Consider the following 2,408-nt stretch of genomic DNA (forward strand, 5'->3'; position numbering starts at 1 on the left):
TGGTCGATCGCGCTGGATCAGGATGGCGCCGAACCGCGGGAGCGGATGACCGAGCGCAAACGCTCGTTCACGCTGGGCGCCCCGACCGACGGGGGCGTGCCGTGCCGGGGGAATCTGATGCCCGAGGTGGCCGCGCAGCTGCAGATGATCTTCGACGCGCACAGCAACCCGGTCTACCACGGCGTCCGGTTTGCAGAAGAGTCCCCCACCGACGGGGAGCCCGATGACGCGGTGGTCCCGCGTGACTTCCGCACCCGGGCGCAGCAGCAGCACGACGCGCTCGCGAGCGCCCTGTCGGTCGCGGCCTCCAGTGGGCTGCTGCCCACGATCGGCGGCGCCGCCCCCACCCTGATCGTGTCCGTCCGCGAAGAAGACGCCGAGCGCGGCACGGGATACGCGCACGCGCAGGGCTGCGACCTGCCGCTCGGGATGAGGGCGGCGCTGCATGTCGGCTGCGCCGGCACCATCCAGCGGATCACGTCCCGGGACGACGGCCGCATCGTCCGGATCGGCATTGAGGAGCGCGTCTTCAACCGGCACCAACGCCGCGCGATCACGTTGCGGGACGGCGGCTGCATCATCCCCGGCTGCGGCATCCCCGCCGGGTGGTGTGAAATCCATCACGTTCTCGAGCACGTCAACGGCGGACCCACCCACACCGACAACGGTGTGCTGCTCTGCTGGTTTCATCACCGCTTCATCGACTGGCACGGATGGAAGATCCGAATGAACCACGGCGTCCCCGAAGTACGCGCACCCGGCTGGTGCGACGCCACCCTCCGATGGCGGCCCGTCACCAGCTCGAAAACCCGACTCCAGGACGCCGTCCTCCGGCACTGATGCCGGGCCCGGTGAGTCTCGCTGGCGCGTTTCGTCTCGCTTCGCGCGCTCAACGACCCGGAGCGCGTCAGAACCCCAGGCGCCCCAGCTGCTTCGGATCGCGCTGCCACTCCTTGGCGACTCGGACGTGCAGCGATAGGTAGACGCGTGAGCCGATCAGCGGCTCGATGCCGGCCCGAGCCCGCGCGCCGACCGACGCCAGCCGCGACCCCTTGTGCCCGATGATGATCGCCTTCTGGCTGTCGCGCTCGACGACGAGGTCGGCCCAGATGTCGGTGAGATCCGAGTTCTCGCGCTTCGCGATGTCCTGCACGACCACCGCGATCGAGTGCGGCAGCTCGTCGCGCACCCCTTCGAGAGCCGCCTCCCGGATGATCTCGGCGATGCGGTCCTCGTTCGACTCGTCGGTGACCACGCCGTCCGGGTAGAGCTGCGGCCCGACCGGCATCAGCCCGAGCAGCTCGTCGGTCAGCACATCGAGCTGGTCGTCAGCCAGCGCCGAGAGCGGGATGACGGCGTCCCAGTCCTCGCGCAGGGCGTCGACCTCGAGGAGCCGTTCGGTGATCTGCTCGCGGGTCGCGGCATCCGTCTTCGTCACGATCGCCACCTTCTTGGCGCGGCCGTAGCCGCTGAGCGACTCGGCGATGCGACGGTCGCCAGGACCCACCTTCTCGTTCGCGGGCACGAGGAAGCCGATCACGTCGACGTCGCCGAGCACCTGCTCGACGAGGTAGTTGAGCCGCTCGCCGAGCAGCGTGCGGGGCTTGTGCAGCCCCGGCGTGTCCACGATCACGAGCTGGCCGGCCGGGCGGTTCAGGATGCCCCGGATGGCGCGACGCGTCGTCTGCGGCTTGTCGCTCGTGATGGCGACCTTCTCGCCCACCAGCGCGTTCGTGAGCGTCGACTTGCCCACGTTCGGTCGTCCGACGAACGTCACGAAGCCGGATCGTCCCTCCCCAGAGCCGGACTCCGCGCTCTGGTCGGAGGATGCTGCATCAGCCATCCCGATCTCCCTTCTTCCCGCGTGAAACGCGGATCTCGCCGGTCTTCGGCTTGCGAATCTCGCCGGTCTTCGATTTGCCGTTCTTGGTGCCGGTCGCACGGGGTGCCGAGCCGAACGCATCTTCGGCTGCTTCGAGTGCCTCGCCGCGCTCCACGAACACCGTGGCGAGTCCCCGGCCGCGACCGCGTGAGGCTCCCCCGGTCAGCACGAGGCCGTCGTACTGCGCGGTCGCACCGGGCAGCGGCACCCGCCCGAGCGCCTTGCCGAGGAGGCCGCCGATCGAGTCGACGTCCTCGTCTTCGAGTTCGAGGCCGAACAGGTCGCCGACTTCGTCGAGGCCGAGTCGCGCGCTGACGCGGTAGCGGCCGGGCTCGAGCTCGACGACCTCCTCGGCGCGCGGATCGTATTCGTCGGCGATCTCGCCGACCAGCTCCTCGATGAGGTCCTCCAGGGTGACCAGGCCCGACACGCCGCCGTACTCGTCCACGACGAGGCACACGTGCACGGCATCGCGCTTCATCTGCTGGAGGAGGCGCTCGGCCTTCATCGACTCCGGGACGAACAC

The 2,408-nt window shown here is 69.5% G+C and carries 3 protein-coding genes; 1 reads left to right on the forward strand and 2 read right to left on the reverse strand.

Annotation, left to right across the window (positions count from 1 at the left end; genetic code table 11):
- The coding region (locus AC1DVT_RS19540; protein WP_477390981.1) for an HNH endonuclease signature motif containing protein at positions 1-840 on the forward strand (840 nt) is incomplete at its 5' end.
- A 67-nt stretch (positions 841-907) separates the two neighbouring features.
- On the opposite strand, the gene era is transcribed toward AC1DVT_RS19540, so the two are convergent.
- Together era and AC1DVT_RS19550 are read right to left on the reverse strand one after the other, a co-directional pair.
- Positions 908-1,843: a GTPase Era gene (gene era / locus AC1DVT_RS19545; protein WP_457098568.1), complete on the reverse strand. Its 936-nt coding sequence runs from the start codon at positions 1,841-1,843 to the stop codon at positions 908-910.
- On the reverse strand, positions 1,836-2,408 hold a 573-nt coding region (locus AC1DVT_RS19550; RefSeq protein WP_477390983.1), incomplete at its 5' end, for a transporter associated domain-containing protein. The genes era and AC1DVT_RS19550, both read right to left, overlap by 8 nt.

The organism is Microbacterium sp. P2_F9, assembly GCF_056403635.1.

Bases quoted from the DNA above. Each gene is read 5' to 3' on its own strand.
- era (WP_457098568.1), bottom strand. From the start codon at position 1,843: ATGGCTGATGCAGCATCCTCCGACCAGAGCGCGGAGTCCGGCTCTGGG.